The sequence below is a fragment of the Mesorhizobium sp. BAC0120 genome (assembly GCF_033542235.1).
Taxonomy (GTDB): Bacteria; Pseudomonadota; Alphaproteobacteria; order Rhizobiales; family Rhizobiaceae; genus JAWRCU01.
Genome location: NZ_JAWRCU010000001.1, coordinates 345,890 through 368,735, shown reverse-complemented (window position 1 = coordinate 368,735; position 22,846 = coordinate 345,890). Strand labels below are relative to the sequence as shown.

At 62.8% G+C, this 22,846-nt stretch carries 18 protein-coding genes and 1 pseudogene; 10 read left to right on the top strand and 9 right to left on the bottom strand.

The genetic code is table 11. From position 1 onward, the window contains the following. The 3 genes and pseudogenes from SAZ10_RS01665 (at window position 1) to SAZ10_RS01655 (ending at window position 2,915) form a co-directional block, all read left to right on the top strand. Window positions 1-2,073 (top strand): VWA domain-containing protein, encoded by a 2,073-nt coding sequence (locus SAZ10_RS01665; RefSeq protein ID WP_318607420.1) that lies wholly within the window; start codon window positions 1-3, stop codon window positions 2,071-2,073. Between the two features lie 165 nt (window positions 2,074-2,238). Further along, window positions 2,239-2,535, top strand: a pseudogene (locus SAZ10_RS01660) (type II toxin-antitoxin system HigB family toxin). Continuing rightward, window positions 2,535-2,915 carry an XRE family transcriptional regulator gene (locus SAZ10_RS01655; protein ID WP_318607419.1) on the top strand — a complete coding sequence of 127 codons (381 nt, stop codon included), beginning with the start codon at window positions 2,535-2,537 and terminating at the stop codon, window positions 2,913-2,915. The pseudogene SAZ10_RS01660 and the gene SAZ10_RS01655 overlap by 1 nt, the downstream one beginning before the upstream one ends. Window positions 2,916-2,917: 2 nt before the next feature. On the opposite strand, the gene bmt is transcribed toward SAZ10_RS01655, so the two are convergent. Together bmt and SAZ10_RS01645 are read right to left on the bottom strand one after the other, a co-directional pair. Next, window positions 2,918-3,928 carry a betaine--homocysteine S-methyltransferase gene (gene bmt, locus SAZ10_RS01650; protein WP_318607418.1) on the bottom strand — a complete coding sequence of 337 codons (1,011 nt, stop codon included), beginning with the start codon at window positions 3,926-3,928 and terminating at the stop codon, window positions 2,918-2,920. Between the two features lie 84 nt (window positions 3,929-4,012). Further along, window positions 4,013-4,870 (bottom strand): helix-turn-helix transcriptional regulator, encoded by an 858-nt coding sequence (locus SAZ10_RS01645; protein WP_318607417.1) that lies wholly within the window; start codon window positions 4,868-4,870, stop codon window positions 4,013-4,015. Between the two features lie 214 nt (window positions 4,871-5,084). On the opposite strand from SAZ10_RS01645, the gene SAZ10_RS01640 reads away from it, so the two are divergent. Together SAZ10_RS01640 and SAZ10_RS01635 are read left to right on the top strand one after the other, a co-directional pair. Further along, complete coding sequence (locus SAZ10_RS01640; protein WP_318607416.1) at window positions 5,085-6,095, top strand: fatty acid desaturase; 1,011 nt, start codon at window positions 5,085-5,087, stop codon at window positions 6,093-6,095. 40 nt (window positions 6,096-6,135) lie between these two features. After that, a complete protein-coding gene (locus SAZ10_RS01635; RefSeq protein ID WP_318607415.1) occupies window positions 6,136-7,200 on the top strand; it encodes a phosphate/phosphite/phosphonate ABC transporter substrate-binding protein in 1,065 nt (354 codons plus the stop codon). Here the strand turns inward: SAZ10_RS01635 and SAZ10_RS01630 are convergent. The 4 genes from SAZ10_RS01630 to SAZ10_RS01615 all read right to left on the bottom strand — a co-directional run bounded on the left by SAZ10_RS01630 (window position 7,136) and on the right by SAZ10_RS01615 (window position 13,549). After that, window positions 7,136-8,503 carry a Xaa-Pro peptidase family protein gene (locus SAZ10_RS01630; protein WP_318607414.1) on the bottom strand — a complete coding sequence of 456 codons (1,368 nt, stop codon included), beginning with the start codon at window positions 8,501-8,503 and terminating at the stop codon, window positions 7,136-7,138. The genes SAZ10_RS01635 and SAZ10_RS01630 overlap by 65 nt on opposite strands. 248 nt (window positions 8,504-8,751) lie before the next feature. Further along, the gene (locus SAZ10_RS01625) at window positions 8,752-11,325 is read right to left on the bottom strand and encodes an FAD-dependent oxidoreductase (protein WP_318607413.1); all 2,574 of its coding nucleotides are present in this window, start codon (window positions 11,323-11,325) and stop codon (window positions 8,752-8,754) included. Continuing rightward, the gene (locus SAZ10_RS33550; protein WP_412535137.1) at window positions 11,322-11,723 is read right to left on the bottom strand and encodes an endonuclease domain-containing protein; all 402 of its coding nucleotides are present in this window, start codon (window positions 11,721-11,723) and stop codon (window positions 11,322-11,324) included. Before SAZ10_RS33550 ends, SAZ10_RS01625 begins: the two co-directional genes overlap by 4 nt. A gap of 248 nt (window positions 11,724-11,971) precedes the next feature. Then, window positions 11,972-13,549 (bottom strand): trimethylamine methyltransferase family protein, encoded by a 1,578-nt coding sequence (locus SAZ10_RS01615; protein ID WP_318607411.1) that lies wholly within the window; start codon window positions 13,547-13,549, stop codon window positions 11,972-11,974. A 120-nt stretch (window positions 13,550-13,669) separates the two neighbouring features. On the opposite strand from SAZ10_RS01615, the gene solA reads away from it, so the two are divergent. From solA to SAZ10_RS01600, 3 genes are all read left to right on the top strand, one after another. Next, the gene (solA, locus tag SAZ10_RS01610) at window positions 13,670-14,854 is read left to right on the top strand and encodes an N-methyl-L-tryptophan oxidase (RefSeq protein ID WP_318607410.1); all 1,185 of its coding nucleotides are present in this window, start codon (window positions 13,670-13,672) and stop codon (window positions 14,852-14,854) included. A 30-nt stretch (window positions 14,855-14,884) separates the two neighbouring features. Continuing rightward, a complete protein-coding gene (locus SAZ10_RS01605; protein WP_318607409.1) occupies window positions 14,885-16,060 on the top strand; it encodes an MFS transporter in 1,176 nt (391 codons plus the stop codon). Between the two features lie 200 nt (window positions 16,061-16,260). Continuing rightward, a complete protein-coding gene (locus tag SAZ10_RS01600; RefSeq protein WP_318607408.1) occupies window positions 16,261-17,649 on the top strand; it encodes an aspartate aminotransferase family protein in 1,389 nt (462 codons plus the stop codon). A gap of 328 nt (window positions 17,650-17,977) precedes the next feature. On the opposite strand, the gene mmsB is transcribed toward SAZ10_RS01600, so the two are convergent. Continuing rightward, the gene (mmsB, locus tag SAZ10_RS01595; RefSeq protein ID WP_318607407.1) at window positions 17,978-18,862 is read right to left on the bottom strand and encodes a 3-hydroxyisobutyrate dehydrogenase; all 885 of its coding nucleotides are present in this window, start codon (window positions 18,860-18,862) and stop codon (window positions 17,978-17,980) included. Between the two features lie 134 nt (window positions 18,863-18,996). After that, entirely contained in the window at window positions 18,997-20,166 is a 1,170-nt protein-coding gene (locus tag SAZ10_RS01590) for an isobutyryl-CoA dehydrogenase (RefSeq protein WP_318607406.1), read from the bottom strand. Window positions 20,167-20,270: 104 nt separating this feature from the next. Here SAZ10_RS01590 and SAZ10_RS01585 point away from each other — a divergent pair, with 104 nt between their 5' ends. Next, entirely contained in the window at window positions 20,271-20,873 is a 603-nt protein-coding gene (locus SAZ10_RS01585; RefSeq protein ID WP_318607405.1) for a dimethylsulfonioproprionate lyase family protein, read from the top strand. Window positions 20,874-20,875: 2 nt separating this feature from the next. Here the strand turns inward: SAZ10_RS01585 and SAZ10_RS01580 are convergent, their stop codons facing one another. Beyond that, window positions 20,876-21,301 (bottom strand): VOC family protein, encoded by a 426-nt coding sequence (locus tag SAZ10_RS01580; RefSeq protein ID WP_318607404.1) that lies wholly within the window; start codon window positions 21,299-21,301, stop codon window positions 20,876-20,878. Window positions 21,302-21,645: 344 nt separating this feature from the next. On the opposite strand from SAZ10_RS01580, the gene SAZ10_RS01575 reads away from it, so the two are divergent. After that, window positions 21,646-22,818, top strand: coding sequence for an ABC transporter substrate-binding protein (locus tag SAZ10_RS01575; protein WP_318607403.1), 1,173 nt, complete (start codon window positions 21,646-21,648; stop codon window positions 22,816-22,818). The last annotated feature ends 28 nt before the right edge of the window (window positions 22,819-22,846 follow it).

Here is a 22,846-nt window from a genome sequence, read left to right as displayed (position 1 = left end):
ATGGAAAAGGACGAACTCGACATCCTGCGCAACAGCGCCGTGCCTGCTCCGCAGGACGAGGCCCGCTCGCGCGCGCTTGACGCGGCTTTCGCCGCCTATGATCTCGAAAATACTTCCGCGGCCGCCCAAGGAAGGGAAGCGGGCACTCGTCTCATCGATCGGGCAAGGAAGCTCTGGAGAGAGACGATGAACAGGAAGATGTATGCGACGCCGGCGATCGCCGGACTGCTGGCGCTGCCGATCGCGGGCTACACGGCCTATCACCTGATGCTGGAGCAGCCGTTCCGCTTCATGCCCCAGGACACGGTCGGAGAGACTGCGAAGCCGGGGCACGCCGAAAAGACGACTGTCGCAAAGCCGATGACGCTTCACGCGGCGAAGAAGAACGAAGCCGCGCCGAGCCCGCTTGGTCGTGGTGTCGACACAGGTCTCCCGTTGGAGAGGGGAGCGAAGCCCGACGCACAAACTACCGTCGCTTCCGAGCAAATCGCGCCTCTTCCCCCAGAGCCGATGGCGCCGCGCGTGATTGCAAGCCAGCCACAGGACGGTCGCGCCGCAGGTGGAGCGGCGGCGCCGAGGCCTGCGGCGCAGGATCAATTATCGGCAGTTCAGGTGCCTGCCGATCAAGAGGTGCAGCAGCCAGAGAATCGCGACCGGCTTCAGGAATTCAAGGCCAATCCGGTCAGGTCCGTTGCAACCGACCCCGTTTCGACCTTTTCGATCGACGTTGATACCGCATCCTACTCCTTCGTGCGCCGTTCGCTGAAAGAGGGGCTGCTGCCGCAAGCCGACACGGTGCGCGTCGAGGAGATGATCAACTACTTCCCCTATGACTGGAAGGGGCCGGATTCGGCAGCCACACCGTTCAACGCAACCGTCACCGTCATGCCGACGCCGTGGAACGCTGAGACCAGGCTGATGCATGTCGCGATCAAGGGTTATGACATCGCGCCCACCGAGAAGCCGAAGGTCAACCTGGTATTCCTCATCGATGTCTCGGGGTCCATGGACGAGCCGGACAAGCTGCCGCTCTTGAAATCCGCCTTCAAGCTGCTTGTCGACAGGCTGGGCCCGAACGACACGGTGTCGATCGTCACCTATGCCGGCGAGGCCGGCACCGTCCTGATGCCCACCAAAGTCTCGGAAAAGGCGAAGATCCTTTCGGCAATAGACAATCTGGCGCCCGGCGGTTCGACGGCCGGCGCGGCCAGCATCCGAGAAGCCTACAAGCTCGCCGGACAGTCGTTCGTACAGGGGGGCGTGAACCGCGTTATGCTCGCCACCGATGGCGATTTCAATGTCGGCCAGACCGACGACGAGGATCTCAAGCGGCTCATCGAACAGAACCGCAATTCGGGCGTGTTCCTCTCGGTGCTTGGCTTCGGTCGCGGCAATCTCAACGACCATATGATGCAGACCATCGCCCAGAACGGCAACGGCACGGCTGCCTATATCGACACGCTTGCCGAGGCCGAGAAGGTGCTGGTCGAGGATGCCTCCTCGACACTCTTCCCGATCGCCAAGGACGTGAAGATCCAGGTCGAGTTCAATCCGACCAAGGTCGCCGAATATCGGCTGATCGGCTACGAAACCCGGGCACTCAACCGCGAGGACTTCAACAACGACCGTGCCGACGCCGGCGAGATCGGCTCGGGCCATGCGGTCACTGCCATCTACGAGATCACGCCCAAGGGGGCTCCTCAAATGATCGATGGCCTGCGCTACGGCCAGGCCTCGACCGGCAATGGCGGCGTGCAGAACCCGGAAGAATATGCATTCGTGAAGATCCGCTACAAGGCGCCGGACGGCGATACGTCGAAACTGATCACCACGCCGGTGACGAAGGCGAACGAGGTGTCCTCCTTCGACCAGGCGAGCGTCGATCAGCGTTTCTCGGTCGCGGTTGCTGCCTTCGGCCAGAAGCTGCGCGACGAAGGTCAGACCGCGTCATTGGGCTACGACAGGATCATCGGGATCGCCAATGCTGCGCGGGGCTCCGACCCGTTCGGGTACAGGGCGGAGTTCGTTTCGCTGGTACGCCTCGCCGCCGCGCTGGATAGCAGGAACCGGTAATGGCGATTGCGGGGCGCGGTCGGCCGTTACCTCCACGGTAAGCAAAACGGCGAATGTTCTGGGAAGTGAGGCATCGGCGAAGGCGACAGTCCTTCGTCTGCCAGTCTTGATCTGCATAAAATTGAAACCACTTGTTCCCAATTTGGGAATTGCCTATATCGAGGAATGCAGATCATTGCGAAGCGGGCACTGAGGGAATTCTGGGAGAGACACAACCAAGCCCAGACACCCCTGTCCGTCTGGTACGTGTTGGTCAGCGAGGCAGACTGGAACTGACCGGCTGATGTGAAGGCAATGTTTGGGCCAACTGTCGACTTCGTCGGTGACAATCGGCTGATCTTCGACATCGGAGGCAACAAGTACCGCCTCGTGGTTCACGTCGCCTATGCTTTCAAGCGCGTGCTCATCAAATTTGTCGGCACCCACAGGGACTACGACAAAATAGATCCGGAGACGGTGTGATGGAAAATATTCGACCGATCAAAACCGAGGCGGACTATGAATGGGCAATCGAGGAAATCACGGCTTATTTTGAAGATCAGCCGGAGCCGGGAACACCCGAGGGCGACCGTTTCGATGTTCTTGCCACACTCATAGAAGCCTACGAAGACGCACACTACCCGATCTCGGATCCCGATCCGGTCGAGACGATCGCTGCCCACATGCAAATGAAGGGTCTGACACGCAGGGACCTTGCAGAGGTTCTAGGATCGTCGCCCCGGGCATCGGAAGTCCTGCGACGCAGGCGTGCGATCACTCTGGATATGGCCTACAAGCTCAACCGCAAATGGGGCATTCCCGCCGAGTTGCTGATTCAGCCGTATCGTCTGGCTGCGCGCTGACTTTATGCCCTGGCACGCCGACGCCTGCCGCCTTCAGCTTCCGTTCCGCCCTGGCTGGCGAGCTTGTTCCGCATCGGCCCGATACGCTCGACGATGGTCTCGACCGTCGGCCGCTCAGCCTTGGTGTGCGCGTCCAGTGCCTTACGCATGGCGGCTAAGTGGCCGAAACTCGTGCCGCAGCAGCCGCCCACGATCTTGGCTCCGGCGTCGACTGCCAGTCGCACATAGTCCGCCATCAGCTCGGGCGTGCCCGAATAGTGGATCTCCGAGCCCCGGAATTCCGGGATGCCGCAATTGCCCTTGACGATCACGGTCGCGTCCGGCTTTGCCGCGGTCATGTCGAGCAGAGAGGCGAGGATGTCGGATGCGCCGACACCACAATTGGCGCCAACGCCGAGCGGCTTCTCGGCCAAGCCGTCGGCGACGGCGTGTATGTCCTTCGGCAACAGCCCCATCATGGTGCGGCCAGCCGTGTCGAAGGAGCCGGTATAGGTGTAGGGGAGACCGACTCGGATCGCGGCTTCCGCGGCGGCACGGATCTCCTCCGGCGCCGACATGGTCTCGATCCAGGCAACCTCCGCGCCGCCGGCTTTCAGTCCTTCGATCTGCTCGGCGAAGGCGTCGACCGCATCCTCGTAGGTGAGGGCGCCGAGCGGCACTAGAAGCTCGCCGGTCGGGCCGACCGAGCCCGCGACGATCACCTTGCGGCCCGACTTGTCGGCAACCGAGCGGCCGATCTCGGCGGCCTTCTTGTTGAGCTCGAAAACCCGGTCCTGCGCATGGTGCAGCTTCAGCCGGTGTCTGGTGCCGCCGAAGGAGTTTGTCAGGATGATGTCGGCGCCTGCATCAACGAAGCGTTGGTGCAATTCACGGATGGTGTCGGGCGCGGTCTCGTTGAGCAGTTCCGGCGCTTCGCCGGCCGGAAGTCCCATAGCAAACAGGTTTGTCCCGGTCGCACCGTCGGCAAGCAGCACGCCCTTTTCAGCAATCAGGGCATCGATCGGATTGGTCATGACAACGGCTCTCGTGGGTTCAATCGAATAAGGATATAAAGAAGTCTTTATATCTGTCAATGAGCGGGATGGGTTGCGGGGCCTCTAGCTATCGTTATTCCTGATCGGCAGTGTCACGAGGTCTCTCGCAAAGGCAGCGCTTTCATGCGCGTTGACGACCGCTGCGCGGATCAAATTGTCGAAATGGCGGGTGAGGGCCCTGACGGGCTGCGTCGCGTTCAGCACCAGATACATGTCGCCGGCATAGATCGCTGCGCGGATAGAGCCGAAGATCGTATAGGGCAGGGAATAGCGCAGTCGGCCGTCATATAGGTAGAGACGGAACGTCGGATAGAGATCGTCGAGCAAGCGTGCCATGTGAGTGAGCTGCTCGACGCGCGCCGCTGCGGGGAAATCGCTCCAGATACCGAGCCCGCGTGCGAAAATCTCGAGCACGTGAAGCGGCATGCACACTTCCATGTCGGTCTCCGGCCGGCGCGAATAGTCGATGCGGTAGCGTGTCTCGTCCGCCTGCGATTCGGGGCTCTTGTTGGTGATGCCGGCCTCGTACTCGATCAGTTCGTCGGTCCTGAGCAGGTCGGGAATGCCGGCCGGTACGTAGCGGATCTTGGTGCCTCCCGCTTCAGCGTGCCAGCGGGCGAGCAGCGTGCGATCGAAGCCGCCGACCGCCTCCTCCAGTTCAAAGCTTGCGCGGATCTCGCCTGTCAGCCCTTCATCCTGGCTGAGGCCCAGAAGCCAATCGAGCGACACCTTGTTCTCAGAGGCAATGTTGAGCAGCGTCTCCGCACGGGGAAGCCGCGTGGTGGCCCCGGAGAGGAGTTGCGACAGCGCCGAACGGTCGATGCCGACAGCCTGGGCGAACGCCGACTGGTTCAGATCCGAACGGCGTATGACCATTTTCAGCCGCTCGCGAAAGACGCTTGACAGGTCGCGCTTATCCATTTGTGGCTCCTGGCGCTGGGGAATGATTTTGCGCTACTCATTCAAACATGGCGTTCAATGCGTATATGAATCTCGCCGATCGTTTACAATGTGCAACAGATGCGTCCCAAGATGCGCAATGTAAACGCTTTCTGCGCATTGTCGCATTGAAGAAGGCCGATTCTACTGACAGCATATTGTCAGGAACTGAGGGGATTCCTGACTGGGGCAAGGCATGGCAGAGAGGCAGGTCAGACGGCGCGGGTTGTCGTCGGTGGAGTGGCCGACGGTTGGGCTGATAATCGGGTGCTATGCACTTTGGGGCGCTGCTGGCCTGCTGATCTGGCCCAGCTATCCAAGCATAGGACTTCTCGTTTTGGGTTTCGTGGTCGCGCTGCAATCTTCGCTGGTGCACGAAGTGCTGCACGGCCATCCGACACGCAACGCGCTTGTCAATGAAGCCTTCGTCTTTCTGCCGATCGGGCTCGTGTGGCCCTATCGACGCTTCAAGGCCCTGCATCTGAGGCATCATGCGGACGAGCGGCTGACCGACCCGTTCGACGATCCCGAGAGCTATTATCAGGCGCTTTGGAAGCACGAGGAGCTTCCGGAGGCGATGAAGGCGCTGCTTCGGCTCAACAATACGATGGTCGGCCGCTTGATCCTGGGACCGTGGCTCTCTGCAATCGGCTTCTTCCTGGACGACTGGAGGCTGGTGCGGGAGGGCGATCGAGCGGTGCGGCTTGCCTGGGCGCTGCATCTCGCCGCCCTTGCGATCGTGCTGCCGATCATCACTTACGGCTTCTGCATTCCGCTCTGGATCTATCTTCTGGGCCCGACCTGGCTGGGCCTCGGATTGATTTCGATCCGCACATTCGCGGAGCATCAATGGTCGGAACAACCGGAAGGGCGCACGATCATTGTCGAGCGGTCGCCGCTCGCTTTCCTTTTCCTCAACAACAATCTGCATTTCGTGCACCATCGCAACCCTGCGGCCGCCTGGTACAGGCTGCCGCGCATGTTCCGCGAGCGTCGCGACGAATGGGTAAAGATGAACGATGGCTATGTCTTTCCCAATTATTTCGCGCTTTTGAAGGAATATGCCTTCAAGGCCAAGGAACCTGTCGTGCACCCTTCATGGCGCCGTGCTCCGGAACTGGGCGCTTCCTTCCGCCCGCGCGTGCGGGCGAGGAACGTCAGCGGTCTTGGCACCGCGCCGGTGCCGGCGGAGCCGCCGAAGAAGTAGCTTCTTGTCAATCACTCAACTTTCACATCAGTAGGGCGGCATGAGCTTTATCGCCGCCTTGCCCATGTATGACTGGCCGGAAACGCAGGCCGAAATCGATATGGAGTGGCGGCGTCTTCGCGCTCTCTTGCGTCGCGCGGGAATTGATGCGCCCGAGATGATCGTGCGGCGGAACGCCGACATGCCCGCGGTGCCAGGAGGCATTCGCGATCAAGGCGGCGCAGTCATCGCGCCCGATCCTGCGACGCTGCCGCCCGACGAGCTCTATCGCGAGACGCTGTGGCGCCATCCGATGCTTCTGCTCGCGCAAGCCTGCTGGGGGCCGATGGAACTCGGGCTGGCGGAACACGTCCAGGTGGTCGGCCAGCCGAGCTATGACGGGTTCGAGGGCGGGAAGGGGAGTCTCTATTCGAGCGCGATATTGATGCGAGCAATGAAGCGAGATGACGTAGGCCGCAGCCCTGTCGCGCCCCCCTCTGTCCTGCCGGACATCTCCCCCACAAGCGGGGAGATTGGGCCTTCATCTACGATTTCGCTAGTCTCCAACGTTGACGATTGGCGAAATCGAGGCGGCAGTCCGATCTCCCCCCTTGTGGGGGAGATGTCCGGCAGGACAGAGGGGGGCAACGTAGAACGTCATCGTGGCAATGATGCCTCCCCCTCACGGGACGGCGTCCCGATCATCCCTCTCGACCTGCTGCGCGGCAGGCGCTTCGCCTACAACAGCCTCGACTCCATGTCCGGCATCCTGGCGCTCACGCGCGACCTCGAAGGCATGGGCCAAATGCTGGACATCTTCAGCGAGCGCATCGAAAGCGGTGCGCACCGTGCCTCGATCGTCGCTGTCACCGAGGGCAAGGCGGATGTGTGCGCGATCGACTGCCGGTCCTGGCACATGGCCAAGCGCCACGAACCCAAGGCGGCCGAGGTTCAAGTCGTTGGCTGGACCGGCATGCGCAAAGGCCTGCCGATGATCACCTCGCGCCACACGCCGCCGGAAATCGTCGAGAAGCTGCGTGACATTTGGAGCCTGCAGGAGATCAGCGCGCAAGCAGCCGGGCATCGAGCGGATAGCTCGACAGCTTCTCGCAGCCCGTCTCGGTGATCAGGATCTGTTCCTCGAGCTTCACGCCCCCGCGGCCGCCAAGCCGGCCAATATAGCTCTCCGCACAAAGCACCATGCCGGGCGTGAGCACGCCGTCCGGCGTGTCGTCGGTCCAGTCCGAGGCATGCGGCAGCGTCGGATATTCGTCGGCGAGCCCAACGCCGTGGTAGAGCACGCCGTAGCGCGCCGGAAAGCAATCCGGCGGCGGGTTCTTTGCCCGCTCGACGAGATCGCGGAAGGAGATGCCGGGCCTGAGCAGCTCGATGTTCACGCCGATCTGGTCTGCGGCAATGCGGAAAAGGTCGCGCTGCTCATCGCTCGGATTGTCGTCGCCGCAGAGCCATGTGCGCGACAGGTCCGCGCAGAAGCTGTACGGACCGATCAGATCAGTATCGAAGGCAACGAGGTCGCCCGCCTCGATGATGCGTGCTGAAGATTCCTGGAACCAAGGGTTCGTTCGCGGTCCGGAGGAGAGCAGCCGCGTCTCGATCCACTCGCCGCCTCGGGCGATATTGCTTCGGTGCAGCTCGGCCCAGAGCTCGTTCTCGGAAATCCCCGGTGTGAGCTTTGCCTCCATCTCTGCCATTGCTGCCTCGCAGGCAACGATCGCGCGGCGCATGGCAAGGATTTCGTCGGGCGACTTGATGAGGCGGGCGTTTTCCATCACCGCTTCGCCATTGTCGACCGAGATGCCGAGGCGGCCGAGCGCGGCTACGCCTTCCGGGTCGAGATGGTCGACCGCGATGCGGCGATTGCCGCCGCCATGTGCCCTGACGAGGTCGGCAATGCCGACAGCCCAGCGCTCGACCCGCTTTCCGCTCAACTCTCCACCATAGAGATATATCCAGGATACAGCAGGACGCACTTCGTCGACGACGCCGGAGTGGTCGGACAGGTGCTCGCAGGAGAAATAATCGAACAGCACGACCGGGCCTTCGGTCGCAACGAAGCAATGGCGGGTCGCATTATGCGCGACCCAGAGCTGCATGTTGGTGCTGTCGGTCGCGTAGCGGATGTTGACAGGATCATAGAGCAGGGCGCCGGCATAGTCGCGACGCTTCAGCTCGGCGCGGATGCGCTCCAGCCGATATTTCCGCATGGCCGGCAGGTCGGGCGCGGAAATGCCGGCCGCCGCCCATTCGCGCTCGGCCGTCGCGCCGTAGCCCAGCACATGCTGGTTAAGGGAGGCGGCCTTCTCGCGGGCCGCGTTGCGCAGTTCGTCGATCGAGGTCGGCGCGGCGTCGGGCTCGAAGGGCATGATCTTGCGGTGGCGGCCGAAGTGTCCCCTGGAAACGCCGTCCATTCGTCAATCCTAGAGATAACGATGGGAGGTCGGCGCCCCTTCGCGCCCCCCTCTGTCCTGCCGGACATCTCCCCCGCAAGGGGGGAGATTGGCCTTCATTTTTGAAGGTGCCTGTTCTGCAACGCTGACGATTGGCGAAAACAAAACGGCCGTCCAATCTCCCCCCTCGCGGGGGAGATGTCCGGCAGGACTGAGGGGGGCGCCGTAGAGCGTCATCGCTGCAGCAATATCTCGGCGGAGCAGACGCGCTACCCCCGCATCCTTTCGCCCTTCGGATCGAACAGCGGCTCGACATTGATGCGCGCCGGGCGGCGGTGGCCGAGGATCTCGATCTCGAACAGGCCTTCACCCTCATTCGCGGCAAGGGCGGCAGGCACGTAGCCTTGCGCCAGGGATCTGCCGACATGATGGGCATAGCCCCCGGACGTCACCCAGCCGACCACCGACCATTCGCCGTCGTGGATGCCGCGCACGGCCGAGGCGCCCTCGGCTGCCGTGGAGCCGCGCACCGCCTTGCCGCTCGTGTCGAAGCGCGGTGCGCCATAGCCATGCGGCTTCTCGACCGTGCCGTAGTCCTGGCCGTTGACCCTCGCCCAGATCGGCTCGTCGCCCATGACATCTGCATCGAGCGCATCGACCACCAGAGACACGCGGCGGAGCTTCGGCCCGGCCTGCTGCTCCCTGGCTGCCGCCTCGCGGCCGATGAAGTCGTTCTTCTCCATCCGGATGAAGCGATCCATCGAGCCTTCGAACGGACCGTAGATCGGACGCAGTTCGCGGAACCAGGTCGGGAAGTTCTTCTCCAGCCGCATCGAGAGCAGCGCGCGCATGCCGAAATCGACGATGCCGAATTCCTCGCCCGCTTCCTTGATCGCCTTGTAGACGAGGCGCTGATAAGCCGGCTGCATCCAGATCTCGTAGCCGAGATCGCCGGTGTAGGTGATGCGGTTGACCATGCAGGGCGCGCCGCCGACCGCGATCTCGCGGAAATCCATGAAGCGGAAAGCCTTCGTCGACACGTCCTCGTCGACCAGCTTCTGCAGCAGCACCTGGCTGTTCGGCCCGGCGATCGAGAAGCCGACGAGCGTCATGTCGAAGCGGTGGACGCGGACGGAACCGTCCTTCGGCAGATGCTTCTCGAACCAGCGCATGTGATATTTCTGGGCGGCCGACGAGCCCCAGATCATGAAGCGCTCGTCGCCTGCATGGGCGATGGTGAAGTCGCCGATCAGCTTGCCGAATTCGTTGAGCATCGGCGTCAAGACGATGCGACCCGTCTTCGGCATGCGGTTGGTCATCAGCCGGTTTAGGAAATCCTCGGCTCCTGGACCAGTCACCTCGTATTTGGCGAAGTTGGCGATCTCGGTCACGCCGACGCTCTCGCGCACCGCGCGCACCTCGTTGCCGACATGCTCGAAGTCATTGGAGCGGTGGAAGGAGACGATGTCCTTCGGCTCGGTGCCCTTCGGGGCGAACCAGAGCGGCGTCTCCAGCCCCCAGCTGTCGCCCATCACGGCGTTCTCAGCGACCATGGTGTCGTAGAGCGGGGTCGTCTGTGCCGGCCTGGCTGCCGGGAGCTCTTCGTTCGGGAAGCGGATCGAGAAGCGGCGCGAATAGTTCTCGCGCACCTTGGCGTTGGTGTAGCGCAGCGTCGCCCACTCGCCGAAGCGGGCGACATCCATGCCCCAGACATCGAAGCCAGGATCGCCGTTCACCATCCAGTTGGAAAGCGCGAGCCCCACACCCCCGCCCTGGCTGAAGCCGGCCATGACGGCGCAGGCGCACCAGAAATTGGTCAGGCCCTGCACCGGGCCGACCAGCGGGTTCCCATCCGGCGCGAAGGTGAAGGGACCGTTGATCACCTGCTTGATGCCGGCATTGGCGATGCCGGGGAAATGCCTGAAGCCGACCTCCAGCGAAGGCGCGATGCGGTCCAGATCAGGCTGCAGCAGCTCATGGCCGAAATTCCATGGGGTGTTCACCGGCGACCACGGCTTGCAGGCCTTCTCATAAGTGCCGAGCAGGATGCCGTTGCGTTCCTGGCGCGTGTAGATCTCGCCCTTGAAGTCGAGCACGCCGATCATCTCGCGGCCGGTCTCCTTGTTGAATGCCTCGACCTCCGGCATGGGCTCGGTGAGAAGATACATATGTTCCATGGCAAGCACCGGCAGTTCGACGCCGACCATGCGGCCGACCTCGCGCGCCCACAGCCCGCCGCAATTCACCACGTGCTCGGCCTTCACCGTGCCTTGCTCGGTGACGACGTTCCAGGTGCCGTCCGGATCCTGCGTCAGCTCGACAACGCGGTTGCGCAGCACGATGTCGGCGCCGAGCTTGCGGGCGGCCTTGGCATAGGCATGCGTCGTGCCGGACGGGTCGAGATGGCCTTCGACCGGATCCCACATGGCGCCGACGAAATGGCTCTCGTCCATCAGCGGGAACATGGCCTTGGCTTCCGACGGTGTGATGAGCTCGGTATCCATGCCGAGGTAACGGCCCTTGGCATGGGCGAGCCGCAGGAAATCCATGCGCTCCTGGGTGTCGGCAAGCATCACGCCGCCCGTCAGGTGCAGCGAGCAGGACTGGCCGGAAATCTCCTCCAGCTCCTTGTAGAGCTGCACCGTATAGGCCTGCAGCTTGGCGACGTTCGGGTCGCCGTTCAGCGTATGGAAGCCGCCCGCTGCATGCCAGGACGAGCCGGAGGTGAGCTCCGCGCGCTCGATCAGCATGATGTCGGTCCAGCCCGCCTTGGCTAGATGGTAGAGCACCGAGCAGCCGACGACACCGCCGCCGATGACAACCGCTTTGACGTGGGATTTCATTGAGTTGGTCTCTTGATTTCAGAAAATGAGTTCGATCGATCGGAAGAAGGCTGAATGACAGTCGGGCTAATGCGCGGCTTCGCATAGACGAACCGAAGGTCTGTCGCGACGGTGTCTTCAGCCAGCTGCCCTTCGAGTGCGGCCAGAATTGTTTCGCAGACGGAGGTCCGCTCTTTCAGGACATCCACGTTCCAGAAACGCAGGACTGAGTAGCCTTGGGAGCGCATGAACTCGTCGCGTCGGCGGTCATAGGCGCTGTCTGCGTGTTGGCTGCCGTCGATTTCGACGACGAGGCGTTTGGCGCGACAGGCGAAGTCGGCGAAGTAAGGGCCGATTGGCTGCTGGCGGACGAAGTGATAGCCGCCTAGCCGCTTGGCCTTAACTTCCAGCCAAAGCAAGGCTTCAGCTTGGTTGCCAGCCCGCCTGAGAGAACGTGCCCCTTCAGTGGCTCCAGCCTTTCGATGCTCGGGTCGCTTCTTGGCTTCCCCCTCTCCGCCTCGCTTCGCTCGGCACCTCTCCCCCTGAAGGGGGCGAGGAAGGGCGCCTTCCGAGACAAGTTCGCGCCCTTCCTCCCCACCCTTAGGGGGGGAGGTGTCGAGGGCTTTAGCCCGAGACGGAGAGGGGGCTTTGAACATGGAGCAACGGATTAAAAGTCAGTAGGCGCGCCGCCTTCGGCCTTGCGCTTGTCGACGAAGGCGTTGAGCTCCTCGCGGATGGCTGGATCCATATGGGGTTCTTCGTAGCTTGCCAGCCGCTGTTTCCAGACTTTGTTCGCGCGCTCGATCGCGGTCGGCGAACCCGCCTCGGCCCAGGTCTCGAAATTGCGCCAGTCGGAGATGATTGGCGCGTAGAAGGCCGTCTTGTAGCGCGACTGCGTGTGCGGGGTGCCGAAGAAATGGCCGCCCGGGCCGACGTCGCGGATCGCATCCACGGCCAGCGCGTCCTCCGAAAGGTCGAGCGGCGTCAGGAACTCGGCCACCATCTGCAGGAGGTCGATGTCGAGGATCATCTTCTCGTAGGAGCAGCGCAGTCCGCCTTCCAGCCAGCCGGCGCCGTGCAGTATGAAGTTGCCGCCGCCGGTGATCGCACCCCACAGAGAGAACACGCTTTCGTAGGCCGCCTGCGCATCCACTGTATTGGCTGCGCAGACATTGGAGGTGCGATAGGGGATGTTGTAGCGCCGCGCGAGCTGTCCGCCGACGAGCTGCGCCTTCATGTATTCAGGCGTGCCGAAGGCAGGCGCGCCCGACTTCATGTCGACATTGGAGGTGAAGCCGCCATAGCCGACGGGTGCACCCTTTCGCACCATCTGGGTGAAGGAGATGCCGGCCAACGCCTCCGCATTCTGCTGGACCAGCGCGCCGGCGATCGTCACCGGCGCCATTGCGCCCGAGAGCGTAAACGGCGTGACGATCACCACCTGGCCGTGCGAGGACATCTGGATGATGCCCTCCATCATCGGGATGTCGAGTTTCAGCGGCGAGTTGGTGTTGATGATCGTATAGACGGAGGGCTCTTCGAGCAGCTGCTCATGGCTGACGCCGCGGGCGATGCGGGCGATCTCTATGCCGTCGACATTGCGCTCCCGCCCCAGCGAATAGATGTGGAACACCTTGTCGGTGAGCGTCGCGAGATCACGTATGCATTCGAGATGGCGGATCGATGGATGGATGTCGACTGGTTCGACCGGATAGCCGCCGGTCGTCATAAGGATGTTGTGCATCTGCGCGAGCCGCAGGAAATTGCGGTAATCGGCCTGATTGCCGGCTCGCCGGCCATTGTCGATATCGGAGCAGTTCGGCGCGGAGGCCATCTGCGAGATCACGAGATTGTCGCCGCCGAAGCGGACGTTGTGCGCGGGATTGCGGGCGTGGATGGTGAATTCCGGCGGCGCGTGAGCGATCAGTTCGAGGATCATGTCGGCGTCGAAGCGGACGCGCTCCGAGCCTGCGCGCATGTCGGCGCCATGTTCCTTCATGATCCTGCGCGCGCCGTCATGCAGCACATCGACACCGATCTCCTTCAGCACCTTGAGCGAAGCGAGATGGATCGATTCCAATTCGTCATCAGAGATCAGCCTGGTGGGAGGGAAGGGAATCCTGAGCTGGCGGAACGGAGGCTGCTCGAAGGCAGCTGCGCCGCTTGCGCGCTTTCCGGCACGGCCGCCGCGGCGCGCCCGTTCGGTCGCGATCATTGGTTCGGCGGGCTGCAATACTGCGTTCATGTAAGAGATTCCCGGTAGCGGCGGACGATAGGGCGGCATAATGGACCGCGGTCAATGCGGTCAGTGCGGATGTGACGACCACTAGAGCGAGGGAAGCGACATGGATTTCGGAGGCGAAAGTTGAGTAGTTTTGAAGTAGCGGTCATCGGCCTTGGCGCAATGGGCAGCGCAGCGCTCTTCCATCTCGCGCGGCGCGGTGTGAAGGCGATCGGCATCGAGCAATTCACGCCTGGCCACGACCGCGGCTCCTCGCATGGCGAGAGCCGGGCGATCCGGCTCGGCTATTTCGAGCACCCGTCTTATGTGCCCCTGGTAAGGAGCGCCTACGAGAACTGGCGCGAAGTCGAGCAACTGACCGGCGAGACGGTGCTCACCACGACCGGCATCGTCGAAGCCGGAAGGCCGGGCAGCCAACTGGTTGCAGGCTCGCTCGAAGCCTGCCTGCTGCACGGCCTCGAGCATGAGCTGCTCAGTCCAGCCGAAGTGAGGCGGCGCTTCCCTGCCATCGAGCTTCCGGACGATTATTCCGCAATGTTCCAGCCACAGGGCGGATTTGTAAGAGCCGATCTCGCCAATTCGCTGCATCTGCGGCTTGCGAGGCAAGCAGGCGCGACCATTCTCACGAATACCAAGGTCGCAGCGGTCGAGCCCCAGCGCGAAGGCGTTCGGATCGCCACCGGTGACGGCACGATCGAAGCCGGCAGAGTCGTCGTCTCGGCTGGCCCGTGGATCACCGAATTGGTGCCGGATTTGATGCGCTACATCACCCTGAACAGGATGGTGCTCACCTGGTACGAACCGAAGCGGCCGGAATTGTTTGGGCTCGACAGGCTGCCGGTGTTCGCCATCGAGGATGAGGACGACCTCGTCTACGGTTTCCCGGATTTTGCCGGCACCGGCCTCAAATGCGCTTCACACTACAGCAGCGGCCGGCTCCCGAGAGCCGATGCCGCACGCCAGGACGCCGGCCCGACGGACGAGGCACGTACGCGCCGCTTCCTTGAACGGCATCTGCCGGAGGGGGCGGGTCGGCTCAAGGCGATGAAAACCTGCATCTATACGATGACTCCCGACGAGGATTTCGTCATCGATCTGTTGCCATCCGATCCGCGTATTGTGGTGGCGTCGCCATGTTCGGGCCACGGCTTCAAGTTCGCCAGTGTGATCGGCGAGATACTGGCCGACCTCTCGACCGGGGGGGCGACACGCCACGATATCAGCCGGTTCCGCGTGAGCCGCTTCGATGGTTCTGGCGCAGGCGGTTCCGGCCAGCCGGCTCTAGGCGCACGCGGGGAAGGAGGCTAGCTCTCCCTCACGGCTCAGGGAGGGGGAAGCATGGCGATCGAGGGAACCGAAGCTGCCGCAGGTAGCCCGCAATGGGCCGCGATCGGCGGCGTCATCGCCACGGTGACCGTGTTCTCGGTTGCGCAAGGACTCACCTATCCGCTGCTTTCCTTCATTCTCCAGCGGCAAGGCACGCCCTCCAGCCTTATCGGGCTCTCGGCGGCGATGACGCCGCTCGGCTTCATCGCCTCGTCAGCCTTCATACCGATCTCCGCACGCCGCTTCGGCGCCGGCACGACTGCTCTCACCTGTGCCGGGCTTGCGGCGCTGTTGCTCGCCCTGATCGGCTGGACGCAGAATCTCTGGCCATGGTTCCCGTTGCGCTTTCTTCTCGGCTTTGTCGTGAACCCGCTTTATGTACTAAGCGAAACCTGGATGCTGACGCTGACGCCGCCTGCCCGGCGCGGCAGGGTCATGGGTACTTATACATCGCTGATCTCGGCTGGATTTGGCGCCGGCCCGCTCGCCCTAAGCGTGACAGGCAGCGAAGGCTGGCCGCCATTCATGGTCGGCATCATCGCTTTCATCGGCTGCGCCGGCGTCCTGGTCGCGGTGCTGCCGCGACTGCCGGAACTCCATAACGGCAAGGACGAGCCTTCGGTGCTGCGCTTTCTGTCTGTCGCGCCGCTGCTCCTGTTTGCAGTGGCCGTCGTTGCCGCCTTCGAGCATGCTCTGCTCTCGCTCACCACCGTATACGGTCGCGCCTATGGCAGTAGCGACGAGGCCGTCTCGGCCTTTCTCACGACGTTCATCTTGGGCAACGTCGTGCTGCAGATACCGCTCGGGCTGATCGCCGAGCGGATCGGATCGCGCAAGGTTCTGATCGCCTGTGCGATTGTGCTCATGCTGGGATCAATGCTCCTGCCTGTCAGCTTTGGCACGCCATCTGCCTGGCCGCTTGCATTCGTCTGGGGCGCGGCCTCGTTCGGCATCTACACCATGGCGCTGGTCCAACTCGGCGATCGCTTCTCGGGCGCCATGCTGGTGGCGGGCAACGCCGCCTTTGCGCTGGTCTGGGGCGTCGGCGGCATCATCGGGCCACCGGTCACCGGTGCGGTCATGGATGTCGTCGGCGTTCAGGGCCTGCCTCTGGTGATGGGCATGCTCACCTTGCTGCTGTTCGTCCTCCATGTGGCGCGTCGGGACGGCAGACCGGCAGGCCCGTGATTGCCTGAAGCTTGAAGGCAGTGCAGCGTCTCCGCTATGCTGGCCCAATGTCATCGCGCAACATAGCCGTGACTCCGTCGCGGCGCACACTGCACGCCGAGCTGCTGAGGCTCTGCGCGCGCATCGGCTATTCGCCACCAGCCGCTTGCTGAATCCGCCCCGGCTGTTGCCGGAATGATTCAACGCGAGAGGCCAAACCCATGACTTATCTGAACTATTCGCTGGCGCAGCTTCAGCAGATCGATGCCGCGCACCATCTTCATCCCTTCACCGATCACAAGGAATTGCGGGAGGCCGGCTCACGCATCATCACGCATGCGAAGGGACCGTTCATCTATGATAGCGGGGGCAACGAGATCCTCGACGGCATGGCGGGGCTCTGGTGCGTCAATATCGGCTACGGCCGCGACGAACTCGCCGAGACCGCTTACAAGCAGATGAAAGAGTTGTCCTATTACAATTCGTTCTTCCGCTGTTCGACTCCGACTCCGGTGCTGCTTGCACAGAAGATCGCCGAGATCGCGCCTGACAATATCAGCCAGGTCTTCTACGGCTCGTCGGGCTCAGAGGCGAACGACACGGCGCTCCGCCTCGTACGTCACTATTGGGCCCTCGAAGGCAGGCCCGAGAAAAACCGCATCATCTCACGCAATTATGCCTATCACGGCTCGACGATCGCCGGAGCTTCGCTCGGCGGGATGTCGCAGATGCATGGGCAACTTAACGGCGCGGTGCCGAACATCGTTCATGTCATGCCCCCCTATTCGTTCGAGCTGTCGCTGCCCGGCGAAAGCGATCACGAATTCGGGCTGCGCGCCGCCAAGGCCGTAGAGGATGCGATTGTCGAAGCTGGACCGGAGACGGTCGCCGCATTCATCGGTGAACCGATCCAGGGCGCCGGGGGCGTCAAGATCCCGCCTCCGAGCTACTGGCCGGAAATCCAGCGCATCTGCAGAAAATACGACATTCTCCTGATGCTCGACGAGGTGATTACCGGTTATGGCCGAACCGGCGAATGGTTCGCCGCGCAGTCCATGGGCATCGAAGCCGACACGATCACCACCGCCAAGGCGCTGACCTCTGGCTACCAGCCGCTGTCGGCGCTGCTCGTGGGTGACCGCATCTCGTCCACGCTGGTCGAGAAGGGCGGCGAATTCTTCCACGGCTATACCTATTCCGGCCATCCGGTGGCCTGCGCGGTAGCGTTGAAGAACCTGGAGATCATCGAAGGCGAAGGCCTGATCGAGCGCGTTCGGGACGATACGGGCCCATATTTCGCGCAAGCATTGCGGGAGCGCGTCAGCGGCCATGCACTGGTCGGCGAGGTGAGATCGTTCGGGCTCCTGGCTGCCATAGAGATCGTCAGGGACAAGGAGACCAAGGAGCGCTTCGATTCGGACGGTACGGCCGCTGTCGTCGTGCGCGACCATTCGGTCGCCGAAGGCCTGATGATGCGTGCAACCGGCAACACCATGATCCTCTCGCCGCCGCTCATCTGGACGCGCGAGACGATCGACCTCGCATGCGAGCGGATCGTCATGGCGCTTGATATGGCCGAGCGGGAGTTGCGACATGGCCAGGAGCAATAGCTGCGCTGATTGGCAAGCGCAGTTCGACGAGCTGAAGCTCAAAACCGGCGCCATCGTCGATGGCCAGTTCCGCGACGCCGCAAACGCCTGAAACGGCAGCACCGTGCTCCGCAGGGAACACGGCTTGCCGTCCGAGACGCAATACATCCTGGAAGAATACGGCTCCGGTACGCGAGACCTGATCCGGAGCGGTGAGGTGCATTTCAATGACCGTCACGCGAACCGTTATACGTCGACATCGTTACCGCACGGTTATCGAGAACTTAAGCAAGTCTAAATTCGAGAATTTTTTTATTTAACTTGTCTTTAATAAACCCGCCGCCGGCGATCAGTTGGAGCGCCCTCTCAGAAACTCGATGATCCCGGAAAAATCCTTGCCGCCATTGCCCAGCGCGCTGAAAAGCGCATAGAGCTGGGTAGCCTCCGCTCCAAGCGGCGTGACCGCGCCTGCGGCCTGCGCGGCTTCCTGCGACAGCCTGAGATCCTTGAGCATCAAGGCTGAGGCGAAGCCGGGCTGGTAGTCGCGGTTGGCCGGTGACGTCGGCACCGGCCCGGGAACGGGGCAGTAAGTCGTCAACGACCAGCATTGGCCGGACGAGGTCGAGGCCACGTCGAACAGCGCCTGGTGCGAAAGGCCGAGCTTCTCGGCAAGCACGAAGGCCTCGCCGACTGCGATCATCGAGACGCCGAGGATCATGTTGTTACAGATCTTCGCCGCTTGGCCGGCGCCCGCTTCGCCGCAATGGACGATGCGGCCGGCCATGGGCTTGAGCAGCGGCTCGGCCCTGGCGAAGGCATCCGCGCTGCCGCCGGCCATAAAGGTGAGGGTGGCTGCGGCGGCACCCGCCGTGCCGCCGGATACCGGCGCGTCGATCGAGGGAAGGCCGCGTTCTGCGGCAAGCTGATGCGCCTTGCGTGCCGAGTCCACGTCGATGGTAGAACAATCGATCAGCAGCGCCCCTTCAGCCACGTTCGGCAGGATGTCATTATAGACCGAAAGCACATGCGTGCCCGCCGGCAGCATGGTGATGATCGCCTCGGCCGCCTCGACGGCCGTACTGGCGTCCGCGGCTATCTCGACGCCGTTGCTGTGCGCCTTCGTCAGGTTCTCGGCCACGAGATCGAAGCCCCGCACGCGATGTCCGGCCTTCACGAGATTGGCGGCCATGGGGTTGCCCATATTGCCGAGGCCGATGAAGGCGATGGTGGTCATGGTGGTTGCTCCCGTTAATGACGGGATTAGGGGAATAGGGGAGTAAGTGAATAGGGGATGAGAAGGTCGGCTCGTGCACGCCGAGACCTTCCGATTTGTAACCTACTGCCCTACTCCCTTGTTCCCCTACTCCCCTAATCCCTTCCGATCATATTCCTCGCGATGATCACGCGCATGATCTCGTTGGTGCCTTCGAGGATCTGGTGGACCCGCAGGTCGCGTACCAGCTTCTCCATGCCGTAATCGTGCAGATAGCCGTAGCCGCCGAAGAGCTGCAGGGCGCCGTTGGCAACCTCGAAGCCGGTGTCGGTCACGAAGCGCTTCGCCATTGCCGACCACTTGCTTGCGTCGTGCGCCTTGCGGTCGAGTTTTGCGGCGGCGGTATATAGGAGCACGCGCGCCGCCTGGAGCTCGGTCTCCATGTCGGCTAGCCGGAACTGCAGCGCCTGGAAGCGGTTGATCGGCTGGCCGAAGGCCTTGCGATCGGCGGTATAGGCAACCGCCTTGTCGAGTGCAGCCTGGGCGCCGCCGAGGGAGCAGGCGGCGATGTTCAGCCTGCCGCCGTCGAGCCCGGCCATGGCGATGGAGAACCCGGCACCTTCTTCGGCCAGCCGGTTTTCGACAGGCACGCGGCAATCGGTGAGGATGAGCTGGCGCGTCGGCTGCATGTGCCAACCCATCTTGTGCTCCTCGGCTCCGAAGGAGAGGCCAGGCGCATCCTTGGGCACAATCAGGGCCGAGATGCCTTTCGGCCCTTCTCCTCCGGTGCGCACCATCACGATATAGATGTCGGTGGCGCCGGCGCCGGAGATGAACTGCTTGGAGCCGTTCAGCACGTAGTGATGGCCGTCGCGTTCGGCCCGCGTCTTCAATGCGGCTGCGTCCGACCCGGAGCCCGGCTCGGTGAGGCAATAACTCGCCAGCCACTCCGTCGAGGTCAACTTCGGCAGGAACCGCTGCCGCTGGGCCTCGTCACCGTAGCGGTCGATCATCCAGGCCGCCATGTTGTGGATCGACAGGAAGGCCGAGAATCCGGGACAGGCCTTCGCCAGCGCCTCGAAAACGAGTGCGGCTTCCAGCCGGCCAAGTGCCGAGCCGCCGACATCCTCGCGCACGTAAATGCCGCCGAGGCCAAGCGGGCCAGCCTCGCGAAAAACATCGACGGGGAAATGACGTCGCTTGTCCCAGTCGAGGGCATCCGGCGCGACCCGCTCTCTTGCGAAGGTTTCGGCAACATCTCGAACGGCGCGCTGGTCTTGCGTCAGCTCGAACTGGCCGGAATCGGCATCGACCGTCGCATCCATGGCGTCCTCCAGCGCTTTTCTTGTTCCATTCCGCAGTCTAGACCATCGCGGAACTCGCGCAAATCGGACTTGTCGAACTTGCTCTGCAAAGAAAGTCGAGGCACATGACCGCGCCACCCGCCCAGCTGTTGTCGGCTTTCCGCGCCTATCTTCAGTCGATCGATGACGAGATTGTGCAAGGCTTCATCGCTGGTATCGATTGGGAGATGCCGGAACGTGCGGTTGAACCCAACAGCCTTGCCTGCGTTCGTCATCTCTATCGCGCCGTTGAAATAGCCCGGCCGGCAGAGCGCCCGCCGCTGGCGCTCCTTGCCGAGCATGGCCACGCGCTTCGCTGGGGCCAGACCTATACGGCTGCCGATTTCGGCGAGCGCTTCATCGAGAACTACGGCTGGGTCGAGCTCATCGGCACGCGCGGCCACTTCGCGAACGACAGCCTCGCGGCCGGCGTCCTCGTGCTTGGACCGGATATCGTCTATCCCGACCACCACCACATTGCCGAGGAGCTCTACGTCCCATTCACCGGCGGCACGGAATGGCGCAAAGGCGAGGGCGCCTTCGTCCTCCGCGCGGCCGGCGAGGTGATACATCACCCGTCGAACATCAGCCACGCCATGCGCACAGGCGCGGAGCCGCTGGTCGCGTTCTACCTCTGGCGCGGCGGCCCGCTTGCGCAGAAGTCGACGATCACCGGCTCCGCCATCTGAAGCTAGGTTTCATCAACCACCTTGGGCCAGTAGGTGCCGAACGACCAGACATTGCCTTCCGGGTCGGCGCAGATGAAATCGCGGCTGCCGTAGTCGCGGTCGACCGGCTCCTCCAGGATCTTCGCGCCGGCCGCCTTGGCCCGGGCGAAGGCGGCGTCGGCATCGTCGACGGCGACGTAGGTCGACTTGCCGCCGGGGATTCCTGCGGCGCCCACCATACGGCCGTAGGCGTCGTCGCGCGTATGGCCGATCATGATCATCGACGATCCGAGCGCAAGCTCGGCGTGGTGGACGTCGTTACCCTCGCCATAGCGCACCCGCACGGTGAAGCCGAAGGCCTCACAGAGCCAGTCGATCATTTTCGCCGCATCGCGGTAGCGGAACGTGGCGTAGATGCGCGGAGCCTCATTCACAGTCGTCGCAGTCATGGTTTCCTCCTAGGTGGGGATTGCAGTCGCGCCATACTCGTTTGAACGCACGCAGACGTCTTGAAGGAATGTTACCTGGGCTGGCATTCTGGACACGAACGCCTGCCGGGATCCCTTCGTTGTCGAGGTTCTAGCCCGGCCGAGCTCGAGCGGCGCTTGGTCTTTTCAGACACATCCAGTCTAGCGTCCTACTAGCTGCGTCGATTGCACGGCGGTTTGGAGCGTTACCCGGTGACGCAAATGTGGTAGAGTTCACAATAGTGGGCGCCCAGCGGGTGGCCCGGCCCTAGTTTCTGATAGCCGTGTCGCTTCGGAACGCGCCCTCGCCGAGGGAGGGTGACCTCATGTCCTGGCCCAGAGGATTTACCGTCGCGGCCTTGTTGGGCTTCGGCGCGATCTCGCTTGGAAACGTCGCAGCCCGCGCCGAGCCGGGAGTGTTCGACGACCGGATTGTGTTCGGGCAATCGGCAGCCTTTGAGGGACCCGCAGCGGCGCTGGGTCTCGGCATGCGGGAGGGAATTCTCGCCGCTTTCAATGAGGCCAATGCCGCCGGCGGAGTTAATGGTCACCGCCTTGAGCTGATCTCCTATGACGACGCGTACGAGCCCGAAAAGGCGATCGCCAACACCAAGCGTCTGATCGATGAGAACCGAGTATTTGCACTCGTCGGCGAGGTGGGCACGCCTACTTCGAACGCGGTGGAGCCGATCGCCATGGAAGCAGGGGTGCCGTTTGTCGGCCCGTTCACGGGTGCCGCCTTCTTGCGCGACCCGTCACTCAGCAACGTGGTCAATATTCGGGCCTCATATGATGAAGAGACAGAGGCCTGGATCGAGCACCTCACCACTGACCTCGGCTTCTCGCGAATAGCCATCATGTATCAGGATGATAGCTTCGGTCGCGCCGGGCTTTCGGGAGTGACCAAGGCAATGGAAAAGCGCGGCATGAAGCTGGTTGCCGAGGGCACTTACGAGCGCAACACGACCGCCGTGAAAATGGCCTTGCTGGCGATTCGCAAGGCGGATCCCCAGGCTGTCGTCATGGTCGGTGCCTACAAGCCCTGCGCGGAATTCATCAAGCTGGCACGCCGGCTCAAGCTGGACGTGGTGTTCGTCAACATCTCGTTCGTCGGTCCCGACGCACTTGCAAAGGAACTCGGCGAGGATGGGAAAGGAGTGGTGGTAACGCAGGTCGTACCGTTCCCCCGAGACGCGAGCCTCCCGCTCGTAGCGAGGTACCAAAAGGCGCTCAGAGCAACCAATCCGGACGCGCAGATCGGTTTCGTTTCGCTCGAAGGATATATGGTCGGCCGGGTGCTGACCGAAGCATTGGGCAAGCTGAAGGGGCCGGTGACGCGGGCGGCGCTGCTTTCGACCATCAAGGAGGTCGGCACGTTTGACCTGGGCGGCATCACGCTGTCGTACGGCCCGGACCACAATCAGGGCATGGACAAGGTGTTCCTCACCGTGATCCAGGCGGATGGCAGCTTCAAACCGGTTGACCGGCTGGAGCGTTGACGTGGTCAAAAGGCGGACCGGGCGCCGT